The sequence below is a fragment of the Enterobacter cloacae complex sp. 2022EL-00981 genome, assembly GCF_028737495.1.
Classification (GTDB): Bacteria; Pseudomonadota; Gammaproteobacteria; order Enterobacterales; family Enterobacteriaceae; genus Enterobacter; species Enterobacter cloacae.
Genome location: NZ_JAQZRK010000018.1, coordinates 67,763 through 82,961, shown reverse-complemented (window position 1 = coordinate 82,961; position 15,199 = coordinate 67,763). Strand labels below are relative to the sequence as shown.

Here is a 15,199-nt window from a genome sequence, read left to right as displayed (position 1 = left end):
TGTCGACAGTGAGTATCCCTGACATCTGATGCTGCAAAAAATGGGATAAATCATGTCATCATTGCATATTTCGCAAGGTACGTTTCGTCTTGGCGATACCCGAACGCTGACGCTGCCAGATTTAACACTCCATGCGGGTGAAAGCTGGGCATTTGTGGGCACCAACGGAAGCGGCAAGTCCGCGCTGGCCCGGGCGCTGGCCGGAGAGCTCACCCTGCTTAAAGGCGAACGCCAGAGCCATTTTACGCGTACGACGCGCCTGTCGTTTGAACAGCTGCAGAAGCTGGTGAGCGATGAATGGCAGCGTAACAACACGGACCTCCTCAGCCCGGGCGAAGAAGACACGGGCCGCACAACGGCAGAAATTATTCAGGATGAAGTCAACAATCCTGCCCGTTGTCAGCAGCTGGCGGAGCAGTTTGGCATCACCGCCCTTCTCAACCGCCGCTTCAAATACCTTTCTACCGGCGAGACGCGTAAAACGCTGCTCTGCCAGGCGCTGATGAGCGAACCTGAGCTGTTAATCCTGGATGAGCCGTTCGACGGTCTGGACGTGCAGTCCCGCGCCCAGCTGGCAGACCTGCTGGCCTCGCTTAACCAGCAGGGCTACACCCTTGTGCTGGTGCTTAACCGTTTTGATGAAATCCCGGATTTTGTGCAGAACGCCGGGGTGCTGGCGGACTGCAGCCTTACCGAAACCGGCGAAAAATCGGTACTGCTGAAGCAGGCGTTGATTGCCCAACTGGCGCACAGCGAAAAGCTCGACGGCATTACCCTGCCCGAACCCGACGCCCCTTCGGTACGTCTCGCTTTAGATCCTAATCAGCCGCGGATTGTGCTGCGTGACGGGGTGGTCTCTTATGACGATCGTCCGATCCTGAATCATCTCAGCTGGACGGTTAATCCGGGCGAACACTGGCAGATTGTCGGTCCCAACGGCGCGGGGAAATCGACGCTGCTGAGTCTGATCACCGGCGATCACCCGCAGGGCTACAGCAACGATCTGACCCTGTTTGGCCGCCGTCGCGGAAGCGGTGAAACCATCTGGGATATCAAAAAGCATATCGGCTATGTCAGCAGCAGCCTGCATCTGGATTACCGGGTCAGCACCACCGTACGCAATGTGATCCTCTCCGGGTACTTTGATTCCATCGGTATTTATCAGGCGGTATCGGACAAACAGCACAAGCTGGCCCAGCAGTGGCTGGATATTCTGGGGATGGACAACCGGGTCGCTGATGCGCCGTTTCACAGTCTGTCCTGGGGGCAGCAGCGTCTGGCATTGATCGTCCGGGCGCTGGTGAAACACCCGACCCTGCTGATCCTCGATGAGCCGCTTCAGGGGCTGGATCCGCTGAACCGCCAGCTGATCCGTCGCTTTGTGGATGTGCTGATTGGCGAAGGTGAGACCCAGTTACTGTTTGTCTCACATCATGCTGAAGACGCACCGGCCTGCATCACGCACCGTCTGGAGTTTATCCCGGACGGTGAGCACTATCGCTACCTGCTGAGCAAAATCGATTAACTTCCGGAGGGCGCCGCCCTCCGCTTTTCAGATAACCTGCAGTGATACTTCTTTATCTCTTTGATCTACAATGCGAGTGGATCAAAAAAAAGCGGGTTTGAAAAACAGTGTAAACGATTCCACTAATTTATCCCATGTCACACTTTTCACGTCTCTGTTATGCTATGGTTATTACATACCATAAGCCTAATGGAGCGAAATATGCGAGTTCTGGTAACAGGTGGTAGCGGTTACATAGGAAGTCATACCTGTGTGCAACTGCTGCAAAACGGTCATGATGTCATCATCCTCGACAACCTGTGCAATAGTAAGCGCAGCGTGCTGCCTGTGATTGAACGTCTTGGCGGAAAACAGCCGACTTTCGTCGAAGGTGACATCCGCAATGAAGCGTTGATGACCGAGATCCTCCACGACCACGCCATTGAAACGGTGATCCACTTCGCTGGCCTGAAAGCGGTCGGTGAGTCGGTCGCGAAGCCGCTTGAGTATTACGACAACAACGTCAACGGTACCCTGCGTCTTATCTCCGCCATGCGCGCGGCGAACGTCAAAAACTTCATCTTTAGCTCATCCGCCACCGTCTACGGCGATCAGCCCAAAATTCCTTACGTTGAAAGCTTCCCCACCGGTACGCCACAAAGCCCGTATGGCAAAAGCAAACTGATGGTGGAACAGATCCTGACCGACCTGCAAAAAGCACAGCCGGAGTGGAGCATCGCCCTGCTGCGCTACTTCAACCCGGTCGGCGCCCATCCGTCAGGCGATATGGGTGAAGATCCGCAGGGCATTCCGAATAACCTGATGCCGTATATCGCCCAGGTGGCGGTGGGCCGCCGCGAGTCGCTGGCGGTGTTCGGCAATGACTATCCAACTGAAGATGGCACCGGCGTGCGTGATTACATCCACGTTATGGATCTGGCCGACGGCCACGTGGCAGCAATGCAGCAGTTGGCCGACAAACCGGGCGTGCATATTTACAACCTCGGCGCCGGTATTGGCAGCAGCGTGCTGGATGTGGTTAACGCCTTCAGCAAAGCCTGCGGTAAGCCGGTCAACTATCACTTCGCCCCCCGCCGCGAAGGAGACCTCCCGGCATACTGGGCTGATGCAACCAAAGCCGATAAAGAGCTTAACTGGCGTGTTACCCGCACGCTGGATGAAATGGCACAGGATACCTGGCACTGGCAGTCTCGCCACCCACAAGGTTATCCGGACTAAGGATCCGTCATGACTTCATTCAATCCCGTCGATCATCCGCATCGTCGTTTTAACCCGCTTAGCGGGCAATGGATTTTGGTGTCTCCGCATCGCGCCAAGCGCCCCTGGCAGGGGGCGCAAGAGACGCCTGCAAAACAGACGCTGCCACAGCACGACCCGGACTGCTTCCTGTGTCCGGGCAACACCCGCGTAACGGGAGATAAAAACCCGGACTACAAAGGCACCTTCGTTTTCACCAACGATTTTGCCGCGCTCATGACCGACACGCCGGACGCGCCGCAGAGCGATGATCCGCTGATGCGTTGTGAAAGCGCCCGGGGAACCAGCCGCGTGATCTGCTTCTCGCCCGATCACAGCAAAACGCTGCCGGAGCTTAGCGTTGATGCGCTGAAAGAGGTGGTGAGCACCTGGCAGGCACAAACTGCGGAGCTGGGCCAGACTTATCCGTGGGTGCAGGTATTCGAAAATAAAGGCGCCGCGATGGGCTGCTCTAACCCGCATCCACACGGGCAGATCTGGGCGAACAGTTTCCTGCCCAACGAAGCCGAACGAGAAGATCGCCTGCAAAAAGCCTATTACGCGGAAAACGGCTCCCCGATGCTGGTGGACTACACCCGGCGTGAACTGGCCGACGGTAGCCGTACTGTGGTCGAAACGGAACACTGGCTGGCCGTTGTGCCGTACTGGGCGGCGTGGCCCTTTGAAACGCTGCTGCTGCCTAAAGCACATGTTCAGCGCATTACGGATCTCAGCGACGCACAGCGTGACGATCTTGCGCTGGCGCTGAAAAAGCTGACCAGCCGTTACGACAATCTGTTCCAGTGCTCCTTCCCGTACTCAATGGGCTGGCACGGCGCACCGTTTAACGGCGAAGAGAATCAACACTGGCAGTTGCATGCCCATTTCTATCCGCCGCTGCTGCGTTCTGCGACGGTGCGTAAATTTATGGTGGGCTATGAAATGCTGGCGGAAACCCAGCGTGACCTGACGGCAGAACAGGCCGCAGAACGCCTGCGTGCCGTTAGCGATGTCCATTATCGCGAATCAGGAGTCTAATAAATGAGTCTGAAAGATAAAACACAATCCCTGTTTGCTGAAAAATTTGGCTACCCTGCCACCCACGTTATCCAGGCACCTGGCCGCGTAAACCTGATTGGTGAACACACCGACTACAACGACGGTTTTGTTCTGCCCTGTGCCATTGATTACCAGACGGTGATCGCCTGCGCAAAGCGCGATGACCACAAAGTGCGCGTGATTGCGGCGGATTACGGTAATGAGATGGACGAGTTTTCCCTCGATGCCCCGATTGTTATCCACGACAGCCAGCAGTGGTCCAACTATGTGCGCGGCGTGGTGAAACATCTGCAAAAGCGTAACAAGAATTTTGGCGGTGCGGATCTCGTCATCAGCGGCAACGTGCCACAAGGGGCCGGTTTAAGCTCGTCGGCATCCCTGGAAGTGGCGGTGGGAACCGTCTTCCAGCAGCTGTACCATCTGCCGCTGGACGGGGCGCAAATTGCACTGAACGGCCAGGAAGCGGAGAATCAGTTTGTGGGCTGCAACTGCGGCATCATGGACCAGCTTATCTCCGCGCTGGGCAAAAAAGAGCATGCGTTACTGATTGACTGCCGAACGCTTGGAACCAAAGCCGTTCCCCTGCCAAAGGGTGCCGCGGTCGTGATTATCAACAGCAACTTTAAACGTACGCTGGTGGGCAGCGAGTACAACACCCGCCGCGAGCAGTGCGAAACCGGCGCACGCTTCTTCCAGCAGCCGGCCCTGCGCGACGTGACGCTTGATGAATTCAACAAAGTGGCGCACGAGCTGGATCCGGTAGTAGCAAAACGCGTTCGTCATGTGCTGACCGAAAACGCCCGAACCGTTGAAGCCGCTTCCGCGCTGGCCAAAGGAGATCTGAAACGTATGGGGGAACTGATGGCAGAGTCCCACGCCTCCATGCGCGATGACTTCGAAATCACCGTTCCGCAAATCGATACCCTGGTGGAGATTGTCAAAGCGGTCATCGGCGATAAAGGCGGTGTACGCATGACGGGCGGTGGTTTTGGTGGCTGCATCGTCGCTCTGGTGCCGGAAGATCTCGTCCCGGCCGTCCAGTCGGCGGTGGAGAAACAGTACGAAGCCAAAACGGGCATTAAAGAAACGTTCTATGTTTGTAAAGCATCACAAGGAGCCGGACAGTGCTAAACGAAACGCCAACCCTCGCACCGGATGGTCTGCCGTATCGCCTGTTAACCCTGCGCAACAGCGCGGGGATGGTTGTTACGCTCATGGACTGGGGTGCCACCCTACTTTCCGCCCGCGTACCAATGCCAGACGGCAGCGTGCGCGAAACCCTTCTCGGCTGCGCGTCGCCTGAGCAGTATATCAACCAGGCCGCCTATCTTGGTGCGTCCGTCGGGCGCTATGCGAACCGCATTGCGAAAAGCCGTTTTGAGCTCGACGGTGTTCGCTACACGTTGCTGCCAAGCCAGGGTGAGAACCAGCTGCATGGTGGACCGGAAGGATTTGACAAACGCCGCTGGAAAATTGTCCAGCAAAACGACCGGGAAGTGCTGTTTTCACTTGACTCGCTGGATGGCGACCAGGGATTCCCGGGTAACCTTACCGCGTTTGCACGCTTTACGCTGACCGACGACAACCGTATCGCCATTGAATACCGTGCGACGGTCGATAAGCCGTGTCCGGTCAACCTGACCAACCACGCCTACTTCAATCTGGACGGTAACCAGTGCGATGTGCGTAACCATAAGCTGCAGATCCTTGCGGATGCCTATTTGCCGGTGGACGAGATGGGCATTCCGTATCAGGGGCTGAAGCCCGTGGAAGGTACCAGCTTTGACTTCCGCAACGCAAAATCCATCGCCCAGGATTTCCTGAGCGATGACGATCAGCGCAAGGTGAAAGGTTACGACCACGCGTTCCTGCTGCAGGCACAAGGCGATGTGAAACAGCCTGCTGCACAGGTCTGGTCTGCGGATGAAAAACTGCAGATGACGGTCTACACCAGCGCCCCTGCCCTGCAATTCTACTCCGGTAACTATCTTGGCGGGACAACCGCACGAGAGCACGGCGAGTACAGCGACTGGCAAGGTCTGGCGCTGGAAAGCGAGTTCCTGCCGGACAGCCCGAACCATCCCGAATGGCCACAGCCGGACTGTGTGCTGCGCCCGGGTGAAGAGTACGTCAGCGTCACCGAGTATCATTTTACTCCGCACGCTTAACCTCCGGCCGCAACATCGTCAGCCCTCCCCTGGAGGGCTTTTTTCTGCACGCCTTGCTGAAAATAGCGCCAATCGCAGACAAAATCATAACCCTGGATTCACAAGCACCTTACACTCAGAGACTATTTTCGCTATGGTTAGGGTTAAGCGTTGCTGCTGGCACGGCCACGGCAATATAATGAGAATTGTTATCACTCTAAAAATGCTTGAGGAGTAAGAGATGGCTATTACTAAGCTGGTTCTGGTGCGCCACGGCGAAAGCCAGTGGAACAACGAAAACCGCTTCACCGGTTGGTACGACGTTGATCTGTCAGAGAAAGGCGTAAGCGAAGCAAAAGCAGCAGGTAAACTGCTGAAAGAAGAAGGCTTCAGCTTTGATTTTGCTTACACCTCTGTGCTGAAACGTGCCATCCACACCCTGTGGAACGTGCTGGACGAGCTGGATCAGGCCTGGCTGCCGGTTGAGAAATCCTGGAAACTGAACGAGCGTCACTACGGTGCGCTGCAGGGTCTGAACAAAGCCGAAACCGCTGAGAAGTACGGTGACGAGCAGGTTAAACAGTGGCGTCGCGGCTTCGCGGTAACCCCACCAGAGCTGACCAAAGATGACGAGCGCTATCCGGGCCACGACCCGCGTTACGCGAAACTGACCGACGCTGAGCTGCCAACCACCGAGAGCCTGGCGCTGACCATTGACCGCGTTGTTCCTTACTGGAACGAAACCATTCTGCCACGCCTGAAAAGCGGTGAGCGCGTGATCATCGCCGCTCACGGTAACTCCCTGCGCGCGCTGGTGAAATACCTGGACAACATGGGTGAAGACGAGATCCTTGAACTGAACATCCCGACTGGCGTACCGCTGGTGTATGAGTTCGACGAAAACTTCAAGCCAATCAAACACTACTATCTGGGTAACGCGGATGAGATCGCAGCGAAAGCCGCGGCTGTTGCGAACCAGGGTAAAGCGAAGTAATTTTCGCCGGACATAAAAAAAGCGCGGAGCCTTCCGCGCTTTTTTATTTGTGCCGGAAGAATCAACCGCGACGGGCTTTTACCGCATTCGCCAGCTGACGCAGGATGGCGTCGGTATCTTCCCAGCCAATGCAGGCATCCGTCACGCTCTTGCCATAGACCAGCGGCTCGCTGCCTTCGAGGTTCTGGTTACCCTCAACCAGATGGCTTTCAATCATCACCCCTATCACCGCTTTCTCGCCGCCAGCAATCTGCTGACAAACATCTGCGCCGACTTCCATCTGCTTTTTAAACTGCTTGCTGGAGTTGGCGTGGCTGAAGTCGATCATCACCTGAGGCGGCAGCCCCGCTTTTTCCAGCCCGACCTTCACTTCCGCGACATGTTTTGCGCTGTAGTTAGGCTCTTTACCGCCGCGCAGAATGATATGGCAGTCACCGTTACCGCTGGTGTTAACAATGGCAGAGTGACCCCATTTGGTCACGGACAGGAAGCAGTGTGGTGCCCCTGCCGCATTGATGGCATCAATAGCGACTTTGATGGTGCCATCGGTACCGTTTTTAAAACCCACCGGGCAAGAGAGGCCGGACGCCAGTTCACGGTGAACCTGAGATTCAGTGGTACGCGCTCCAATGGCGCCCCAGCTCATCAGGTCTGCCAGATATTGTGGCGTAATCATATCCAGGAACTCACCGGCGGCTGGCAGGCCACTGTCGTTAATCTCCAGCAAAAGCTTGCGCGCAATACGCAGGCCGTCGTTAATCTGGAAGCTGTTGTCCATATGCGGATCGTTAATCAGCCCTTTCCAGCCAACGGTGGTGCGCGGCTTTTCAAAGTACACGCGCATCACAATTTCCAGCTCATCTTTAAGCTCTTCGCGCAGCTTAAGCAGTCTCGCGGCATACTCTTTTGCCGCGGCAGGATCGTGGATTGAGCACGGGCCAATCACCACCAGAAGACGATCGTCATTACCTTTCAGGATCTTGTGGATCGCTTTACGAGCATGAGAAACCGTGTTTGCGGCATTTTCAGTGGCGGGGAATTTCTCAAGGAGTGCTACAGGAGGTAATAACTCATTGATCTCTTTAATGCGTAAATCGTCGTTCTGATAATTCATCTTCTTTCCAGCTCTGCCATATCTTTAGTAATGAAAGCAATCCTTTCAATCTATCTTGTCGACCAGGAAGTGTAAACACGGTTTTACACTTCACGCAGATAATTCCTGGAATTCGCCTAAAAATCGCCACAAAATAGCGAAAAACGAGATCTAACCTAAGCTTTTTAACTGTAACAACCATTTTTGCTTTATTAAACGCGATTCCCTACTGACGTAAGTCCGTCTGGCGGGATCTTTCGCCTCTGAAAAAGATGCACTGTTGGAGAATGTTATCCAGCGTAACGACAAGAACAGGAGCACCATGATGAAAATGACGAAACTGGCAACTCTCTTCCTGACGGCAACCCTCACCCTGGCAAGCGGCAGCGTTCTTGCGGCTGAAACGAGCTCATCGGGTAACGGCGATGCTAACGCGGCTGCGTCAGCAGGCCAGGTGGCCCCTGATGCCAAACAGAATGTCGCCCCGAACAATGTCGATAACAGCCAAATTAATAACGGGAACACGAACACCGGCGGCACGATGCTGCACCCTGATGGTACCGACTCCGGCACCATGAATCATGACAATATGAGCAAGGATGAGGTTCACAAAAACACGATGTGTAAAGACGGCCGTTGCCCGGACGCGAATGACAAAGTGGGCGATGATGCCAATACCAAAACGGATGGTACAACCCAGTAGCCGGTTAGGGATTTAACTGCGAAAGGAGAGCTCAGGCTCTCCTTTCTTTTTGAGTAACTTATTAAAAACGCTACACTAATAACAATAACGAATCAGGAAAGATAACATGGCTCACACACATTCCCACGCCTCCGGCGACGACAACGCTAAACGCCTGCTGCTGGCCTTCGGCGTTACCGCCACCTTCATGATTATTGAGGTCATCGGCGGTTTGATCTCCGGCTCCCTGGCGCTGCTGGCTGACGCCGGACATATGCTTACCGATGCAGCAGCGCTGCTTTTTGCCCTCCTGGCCGTACAGTTTGCCCGTCGTCCTCCTAATGCACGCCATACGTTCGGCTGGCTGAGGCTGACGACGCTTGCCGCGTTTGTTAATGCGATTGCGCTGGTGGTCATTACCCTTCTTATCGTCTGGGAGGCCGTTCAGCGCTTCAGACACCCTCAGCCGGTCGCCGGGATGACAATGATGGCGATCGCCGTGGCGGGGCTGCTTGCCAATCTTCTGGCCTTCTGGATTTTGCATCGCGGCAGTGGCGAAAAGAACCTTAACGTACGCGCCGCTGCTCTGCATGTGATGGGAGATTTACTGGGCTCGGTGGGAGCCATTGTTGCCGCACTGGTGATCCTCTACACCGGCTGGACGCCTGTCGACCCTATTCTTTCTGTACTGGTCTCGTGTCTGGTGTTACGCAGCGCCTGGCGGCTATTGAAGGAGAGCGTCAATGAGTTGCTTGAGGGGGCGCCCGCCTCTGTGGATATCGCCGAGTTAAAGCGTAATCTGCACCGTTCAGTTCCTGAGGTACGTAACGTCCACCACGTACACGTCTGGCTGGTGGGCGAGAAACCGGTTATGACGTTGCACGTCCAGGTGATCCCGCCGCACGACCACGATGCGCTGCTCGAACGCATCCAGCACTTTCTTGAACATCACTATGAAATTGGTCACGCGACCATCCAGATGGAGTACCAGCCCTGTAACGGGCCGGATTGCCACCTGAATGAGGCGCAGTCCGACCATTCACATCATCACCACCATTAACTGGAGAGCGCGTGAGAGCCTCGCTCACGCGCGCTGTTAATCCACATCCGGCTTCCGTTCAGGGCAATGAAGGTCAACAGCAGATATTCCAGAGACATCGCATAGACGCCCTGCAGGGCGAAAATCACCACGCTGATGACATTGATGATGACCCACAGCAGCCAGTTCTCAACGTATTTACGGGTCATCAGGATCATCGCCGCAATGGACAACACCATCATGCAGGAATCCCAGAACGGGAAAGCATCCGGCTGAAGCACAGGCATTGTCACCTGTAACCCGATGCCGGACATGGCCGCCACAGCAATGCGGGTCAGGAAAGCAAATACCGGGTTGATGTAGACCGTCATTAAACCAATGGCGACCACACACGCGACAAACCAGGCGATGGCTTTCGGCAAGGGTAACCAGCGGATCTGCAGTTCGGCCTCCTGCTGGCTGTTCTGCCGCGACCATGCGTACCACCCGTAGATATTGGCCGCAAAAAAGAACAGCTGCAAAAGCAAGCTTGCGTAGAGCTGGATCTGGAAGAAGATAATCGCAAACAGCGTAACGTTAATGAGCCCGAACGCGTAATTGCTGATCTTCTCCAGGCTTGCGAGCCAGATACAGAGTAATCCCGCCAGCGTGCCAACGGCCTCAATCCATGACAGGTCATAGCCACCTGCACCAATCGGTATATGAACCAGAATGTTTTGTGTGCTAAAAAAATCCATCTTTTCCCCGGGACGTAGTGAATTAAGTACGTAGTGTAGCCGCAAAATCCAGCATGCGGTTAAGTGGAACTAACGCGCCTTCACGCAGAGCGGCATCCACATGGATCTCATGCGCCGCACCGCCGGTTTCTAACCCTTCGGCAATCGCTTTCAGGCCGTTCATCGCCATCCACGGACAGTGCGCACAGCTGCGGCACGTGGCTCCCTCGCCTGCGGTTGGCGCTTCGAGGAGCTCTTTCTCCGGCACGGCCTGCTGCATCTTGTAGAAGATACCGCGATCGGTCGCCACGATAAGCTGCTTATGCGGCAACGTTCTGGCAGCATTAATAAGCTGGCTGGTTGAACCCACGGCATCGGCCATGTCGACAATCGACTGTGGTGATTCAGGATGAACAAGAATAGCGGCATCAGGGTAAAGCGCCTTCATGCGGGCCAGTGCCTGCGTCTTGAACTCGTCATGAACGATGCAGGCGCCCTGCCAGCAGAGCACGTCTGCCCCGGTCTGCTTCTGGACGTAGTTTCCAAGGTGGCGGTCTGGTGCCCAGATAATTTTCTCACCCAGGCTGTCCAGGTGCTCAATCAGTTCAACGGCGATGCTCGACGTAACAACCCAGTCTGCGCGCGCTTTCACTGCAGCCGACGTATTGGCGTACACCACCACGGTCCGGTCAGGATGGGCATCGCAGAAGGCCGAGAATTCGTCAATCGGACAGCCGAGATCCAGTGAACACTCCGCGTTCAGCGTTGGCATCAATATGGTTTTTTCAGGGCTAAGGATTTTTGCCGTTTCCCCCATAAAACGCACCCCCGCAACCAGTAGCGTGGAAGCAGGATGTTTTGCACCAAAGCGCGCCATCTCCAGAGAGTCAGAAATACAGCCTCCGGTCTCTTCCGCCAGCTGCTGGATTTCCGGATCGGTGTAGTAATGTGCCACCATCACGGCATCTCGCTCTTTGAGAAGACGCTTGATTTTCTCACGGTAGAACTGCTTTTCATCCATGCTCAGCGGAACAGGCTTCGGCGGGAAGGGATAGATTGCGGCTTCAGGATCAAACATCACGCTCATTATGGCTTCTCGTTTTACTGGCTTAACAATATTGCCTTTCTTTTGCCTGACATAGCAAAACGCAGGGCAATTGTGTTTTGTATACTAAACAAGATAGCGAATCTGGAGTGAAAAGTCACCGGGAATAGATGTGCGGAGCATTTGTTGTATTGCAGATAGCAAAAAAGCGCCTTTAGGGCGCTTTTTAACATTGGTGGGTCGTGCAGGATTCGAACCTGCGACCAATTGATTAAAAGTCAACTGCTCTACCAACTGAGCTAACGACCCCTTGCGGGATTTTTCTTCGAAGTGGTGGGTCGTGCAGGATTCGAACCTGCGACCAATTGATTAAAAGTCAACTGCTCTACCAACTGAGCTAACGACCCATTCGGGTGCTGACTTCGAAGATTTTACTCGGTTCCACGTTTGAAGTGGTGGGTCGTGCAGGATGACTCGGCTTCGCCTCGCCCTTCGGGCCGTTGCTGAAGCAATGTTATCCTTCACGTTTAATATCTGAGTAAGACATTAAAATTGGTGGGTCGTGCAGGATTCGAACCTGCGACCAATTGATTAAAAGTCAACTGCTCTACCAACTGAGCTAACGACCCGAGTGGTGGGTGATGACGGGCTCGAACCGCCGACCCCCTCCGTGTAAAGGAGATGCTCTACCAACTGAGCTAATCACCCACTCTGTACTGCTGTACTGCCGGAACTGCTTTAAGTGGTGGGTCGTGCAGGATTCGAACCTGCGACCAATTGATTAAAAGTCAACTGCTCTACCAACTGAGCTAACGACCCACTTTTACGCTGCTTTCACGTTGTTTGATATCCCGTGGCAACGGCGGCATATATTACTGATTTAAGAATTCTGCGCAACAAAAATTTCGATGAAGATCACTTAACTGCTTAGTAATCATGCTGCACGACCAGAAATAACGCGATTTCTGGTCATGCGATAATCATCCCATCGAACTCAGACGTTTTTGCGCCTGTTTGGCCCCTTCCGTGCCCGGGAATTTTGCAACCACCTGCTGATAAACCGCTTTGGCTTTCGCAGTGTCACCTTTGTCCTGCATGATCACGCCGACCTTAAACATCGCATCAGGCGCTTTTGGCGATTTCGGGTAATTTTTCACCACAGAAGCGAAATAAAACGCCGCATCGTCCTTTTTACCCTTGTTGTAATTCAACTGACCCAGCCAGTAATTTGCGTTTGGCTGGTAAGTGGAATCCGGGTACTTCTTAACGAAGTTCTGAAACGCAACGATAGCATCATCCTGGCGCGATTTATCCTGTACCAGTGCAATGGCCGCGTTGTAATCCGTGTTCGCGTCACCGCTCTGCACAGGCGCCCCTGTCGCAGCAGAGGCATCGGCTGAAGGCGCTGGCGCGTCTGTGGCCGCTCCGCTTTGATCGCCCGCTGCTGGTTGCGCTGCTGCCCCCCCGCTGCTCAGGCTATCAATCTGCAGCAAGATCTGCTTTTGACGTTCCACAACCTGGTTAAGCTGATACTGGCTCTCCTGAATCTGACCACGGAGGGAGTCGATATCAGTTTGGTTATCGGAAAGTTGTTGCTGGAGTTGGGTTAAAAGCTGACTGTGAGCGTTAGAGATACGCTCGAGTTGAGTGACCCGGTCTTCCACCGAGCCTGAGCCGACACTACTGATTGGTGCCTGAGCAAAAGCGGCCCAGGGGGCCGCTATTCCAACCAGTAACGACAGACTCAACAGATGATGTCTGAAGTTACTGCTCATGCAATTCTCTTAGTAAACCAGTACGGCACGACGGTTTTTGGCGTAAGCCGCTTCGTCATGACCCAGTACTGCAGGTTTTTCTTTACCGTAAGAAACGATGGAGATCTGGTCAGCAGAAACGCCTTTACCCTGCAGGTACATTTTAACAGCGTTAGCACGACGTTCACCCAGGGAGATGTTGTACTCTGGAGTACCACGTTCGTCCGCGTGACCTTCTACGGTGACTTTGTAAGACGGGTTGCTACGCAGGAAGTTAGCGTGAGCATCCAGCATCGCAGCGAAGTCAGAACGGATGTCGTATTTATCCAGATCGAAGTAAACGATGTTGTTCTGCTGCAGCTGCTGCATCTGAAGACGCGCTTGCTCTTCAGATGACATGTTGCCATTGCCGTTCGCGTCCATACCGGTGCCGGCACCCATCATGCCTTCGCCGCTCTGGTCATTGCTGGCGTTCTTGTTAGAAGAACACGCTGCGATTGCCATTACAGGCAGAGCGATCATCAGCCCCTTCAGCACTTTGTTCAGTTGCATTTCTATGATTCCTTTAGTAATCAATTAATTATTATTTACAGATACGGCGACCAGGCAGGGGATTTTACCTGTCCATCAGTTGCCGGAATACGCGCTTTGAAACGCCCATCTGTAGAAACCAGATTCAGCACAGATCCCATCCCCTGAGAAGAGCTGTAGATTACCATAGTGCCGTTAGGTGCCAGACTTGGCGTTTCATCCAGGAACGTTGACGACAGAACTTGGACGCCACCCGCTACCAGATCTTGTTTGGCAATGTGCTGCTGCCCACCGTTGGAGCTGACCATTACCATAAATTTACCGTCGCTGCTCACGTCTGCGTTCTGGTTCTGAGAGCCTTCCCAGGTGATACGCTGCGGAGCACCGCCGTTGATGTTCACTTTATAGATTTGCGGACGGCCTGCCTGGTCAGAGGTAAACGCCAGGTTCTGGCTGTCCGGGAACCATGATGGTTCCGTATTGTTGCTGCGACCATCCGTCACCTGACGGATCTGACCAGAACCAATGTCCATCACGTACAGGTTCAGGCTACCGGTTTTGGACAGCGCAAAGGCCAGCTTAGAGCCGTCCGGCGAGAACGAAGGCGCACCGTTGTGACGTGGGAACGACGCCACCTGACGAACAGCACCGTTAGCCAGCGTCTGGATAACCAGCGCAGAACGACCGCTTTCGAAGGTCACGTAGGCCAGTTTAGACCCGTCCGGAGACCAGGCTGGAGACATCAGCGGCTGAGAAGAGCGTTTCACCAGGAACTGGTTGTAACCGTCGTAGTCAGAGACGCGCAGCTCATACGGGAACTGGCCGCCGTTGGTCTGTACCACATAGGCGATACGGGTACGGAACGCACCTTTAATACCGGTCAGTTTTTCGAATACCGCATCGCTGGCAGCGTGAGCCGCATAGCGCAGGTACTGTTTAGTGACCTTGTAAGAGTTCTGAGCCAGAACGGTACCCGGTGCACCGCCGGTATCCACCAGCTGCCAGGCCACGTTGTAAGAGCCGTCCGGGTTAGGGGTAACCTGACCCACAACCACGGCATCAATGCCCAGTGCAGACCACGCGGCAGGCTGAACTTCCTGCGCGCTACCCGGCTGCTGAGGCAGACGAGAACGATCTAACGGGTTGAATTTACCGCTGTTACGCAGGTCAGCAGCCACGATGCCGCCGGCATCTTCAGGCGCCGCACCAGGGCCAGCCCACTGGAATGGAACTACACCGATTGGGCGTGCCGAGTCCACCCCCTGGGTGATCTCGATACGTACTTCTGCGTGCAGTACAGCTGCCCACAGCATTAAGAAACTAAATGCTACACGTAATGCCTGCTTCATCATATCTCCCTTATCTGGGTAACCTTACC

General features: G+C 54.6%; 14 protein-coding genes and 5 tRNA genes. 8 read left to right on the top strand and 11 right to left on the bottom strand.

Annotation, left to right across the window (positions count from 1 at the left end; translation table 11 throughout):
- Positions 1-52 precede the first annotated feature (52 nt).
- From modF to gpmA, 6 genes are all read left to right on the top strand, one after another.
- Entirely contained in the window at positions 53-1,525 is a 1,473-nt protein-coding gene (gene modF, locus PUZ33_RS16130) for a molybdate ABC transporter ATP-binding protein ModF (RefSeq protein WP_023622344.1), read from the top strand.
- Between the two features lie 201 nt (positions 1,526-1,726).
- On the top strand, positions 1,727-2,743 hold the full coding sequence (galE, locus tag PUZ33_RS16125) for a UDP-glucose 4-epimerase GalE (RefSeq protein ID WP_023622345.1): 1,017 nt from the start codon (positions 1,727-1,729) through the stop codon (positions 2,741-2,743).
- A 9-nt stretch (positions 2,744-2,752) separates the two neighbouring features.
- Positions 2,753-3,799, top strand: a complete 1,047-nt coding sequence (gene galT / locus PUZ33_RS16120; protein WP_013097520.1) for a galactose-1-phosphate uridylyltransferase — start codon at positions 2,753-2,755, stop codon at positions 3,797-3,799.
- A 3-nt stretch (positions 3,800-3,802) separates the two neighbouring features.
- Positions 3,803-4,951: a galactokinase gene (gene galK, locus PUZ33_RS16115; RefSeq protein WP_013097521.1), complete on the top strand. Its 1,149-nt coding sequence runs from the start codon at positions 3,803-3,805 to the stop codon at positions 4,949-4,951.
- Complete coding sequence (gene galM / locus PUZ33_RS16110; RefSeq protein ID WP_013097522.1) at positions 4,945-5,988, top strand: galactose-1-epimerase; 1,044 nt, start codon at positions 4,945-4,947, stop codon at positions 5,986-5,988. The genes galK and galM overlap by 7 nt, the downstream gene beginning before the upstream one ends.
- 220 nt (positions 5,989-6,208) lie before the next feature.
- A complete protein-coding gene (gene gpmA, locus PUZ33_RS16105) occupies positions 6,209-6,961 on the top strand; it encodes a 2,3-diphosphoglycerate-dependent phosphoglycerate mutase (RefSeq protein WP_008501111.1) in 753 nt (250 codons plus the stop codon).
- A 61-nt stretch (positions 6,962-7,022) separates the two neighbouring features.
- Here gpmA and aroG read toward each other — a convergent pair whose 3' ends face one another.
- Entirely contained in the window at positions 7,023-8,075 is a 1,053-nt protein-coding gene (aroG, locus tag PUZ33_RS16100; RefSeq protein ID WP_013097523.1) for a 3-deoxy-7-phosphoheptulonate synthase AroG, read from the bottom strand.
- Positions 8,076-8,379: 304 nt separating this feature from the next.
- Here aroG and PUZ33_RS16095 point away from each other — a divergent pair, with 304 nt between their 5' ends.
- Positions 8,380-8,757, top strand: coding sequence for a YbgS-like family protein (locus tag PUZ33_RS16095; RefSeq protein ID WP_020685076.1), 378 nt, complete (start codon positions 8,380-8,382; stop codon positions 8,755-8,757).
- Positions 8,758-8,863: 106 nt separating this feature from the next.
- A complete protein-coding gene (zitB, locus tag PUZ33_RS16090; RefSeq protein ID WP_047024389.1) occupies positions 8,864-9,796 on the top strand; it encodes a CDF family zinc transporter ZitB in 933 nt (310 codons plus the stop codon).
- Here zitB and pnuC read toward each other — a convergent pair.
- From pnuC to tolB, 10 genes are all read right to left on the bottom strand, one after another.
- On the bottom strand, positions 9,793-10,512 hold the full coding sequence (pnuC, locus tag PUZ33_RS16085) for a nicotinamide riboside transporter PnuC (RefSeq protein ID WP_020685075.1): 720 nt from the start codon (positions 10,510-10,512) through the stop codon (positions 9,793-9,795). The genes zitB and pnuC overlap by 4 nt on opposite strands.
- A 22-nt stretch (positions 10,513-10,534) precedes the next feature.
- Complete coding sequence (nadA, locus tag PUZ33_RS16080) at positions 10,535-11,578, bottom strand: quinolinate synthase NadA (RefSeq protein WP_014831119.1); 1,044 nt, start codon at positions 11,576-11,578, stop codon at positions 10,535-10,537.
- A gap of 191 nt (positions 11,579-11,769) precedes the next feature.
- Positions 11,770-11,845 (bottom strand) — tRNA-Lys (locus PUZ33_RS16075).
- A 22-nt stretch (positions 11,846-11,867) separates the two neighbouring features.
- A tRNA-Lys gene (locus tag PUZ33_RS16070) sits at positions 11,868-11,943 on the bottom strand.
- Between the two features lie 146 nt (positions 11,944-12,089).
- A tRNA-Lys gene (locus PUZ33_RS16065) sits at positions 12,090-12,165 on the bottom strand.
- A gap of 3 nt (positions 12,166-12,168) precedes the next feature.
- Positions 12,169-12,244, bottom strand: a tRNA-Val gene (locus PUZ33_RS16060).
- Between the two features lie 35 nt (positions 12,245-12,279).
- Positions 12,280-12,355 (bottom strand) — tRNA-Lys (locus tag PUZ33_RS16055).
- A 161-nt stretch (positions 12,356-12,516) separates the two neighbouring features.
- Complete coding sequence (gene cpoB / locus PUZ33_RS16050) at positions 12,517-13,311, bottom strand: cell division protein CpoB (protein ID WP_013097528.1); 795 nt, start codon at positions 13,309-13,311, stop codon at positions 12,517-12,519.
- Between the two features lie 9 nt (positions 13,312-13,320).
- Positions 13,321-13,842, bottom strand: coding sequence for a peptidoglycan-associated lipoprotein Pal (pal, locus tag PUZ33_RS16045; RefSeq protein WP_006177214.1), 522 nt, complete (start codon positions 13,840-13,842; stop codon positions 13,321-13,323).
- A gap of 35 nt (positions 13,843-13,877) precedes the next feature.
- A complete protein-coding gene (tolB, locus tag PUZ33_RS16040) occupies positions 13,878-15,170 on the bottom strand; it encodes a Tol-Pal system beta propeller repeat protein TolB (RefSeq protein ID WP_013097529.1) in 1,293 nt (430 codons plus the stop codon).
- Positions 15,171-15,199: the final 29 nt, after the last annotated feature.

Coding starts and splice junctions, on each gene's coding strand:
- modF (WP_023622344.1), top strand. CDS start 53: ATGTCATCATTGCATATTTCGCAAGGTACGTTTCGTCTTGGCGATACC.
- galE (WP_023622345.1), top strand. CDS start 1,727: ATGCGAGTTCTGGTAACAGGTGGTAGCGGTTACATAGGAAGTCATACC.
- galT (WP_013097520.1), top strand. CDS start 2,753: ATGACTTCATTCAATCCCGTCGATCATCCGCATCGTCGTTTTAACCCG.
- galK (WP_013097521.1), top strand. CDS start 3,803: ATGAGTCTGAAAGATAAAACACAATCCCTGTTTGCTGAAAAATTTGGC.
- gpmA (WP_008501111.1), top strand. CDS start 6,209: ATGGCTATTACTAAGCTGGTTCTGGTGCGCCACGGCGAAAGCCAGTGG.
- aroG (WP_013097523.1), bottom strand. CDS start 8,075: ATGAATTATCAGAACGACGATTTACGCATTAAAGAGATCAATGAGTTA.
- PUZ33_RS16095 (WP_020685076.1), top strand. CDS start 8,380: ATGAAAATGACGAAACTGGCAACTCTCTTCCTGACGGCAACCCTCACC.
- zitB (WP_047024389.1), top strand. CDS start 8,864: ATGGCTCACACACATTCCCACGCCTCCGGCGACGACAACGCTAAACGC.
- pnuC (WP_020685075.1), bottom strand. CDS start 10,512: ATGGATTTTTTTAGCACACAAAACATTCTGGTTCATATACCGATTGGT.
- nadA (WP_014831119.1), bottom strand. CDS start 11,578: ATGAGCGTGATGTTTGATCCTGAAGCCGCAATCTATCCCTTCCCGCCG.
- cpoB (WP_013097528.1), bottom strand. CDS start 13,311: ATGAGCAGTAACTTCAGACATCATCTGTTGAGTCTGTCGTTACTGGTT.
- pal (WP_006177214.1), bottom strand. CDS start 13,842: ATGCAACTGAACAAAGTGCTGAAGGGGCTGATGATCGCTCTGCCTGTA.
- tolB (WP_013097529.1), bottom strand. CDS start 15,170: ATGAAGCAGGCATTACGTGTAGCATTTAGTTTCTTAATGCTGTGGGCA.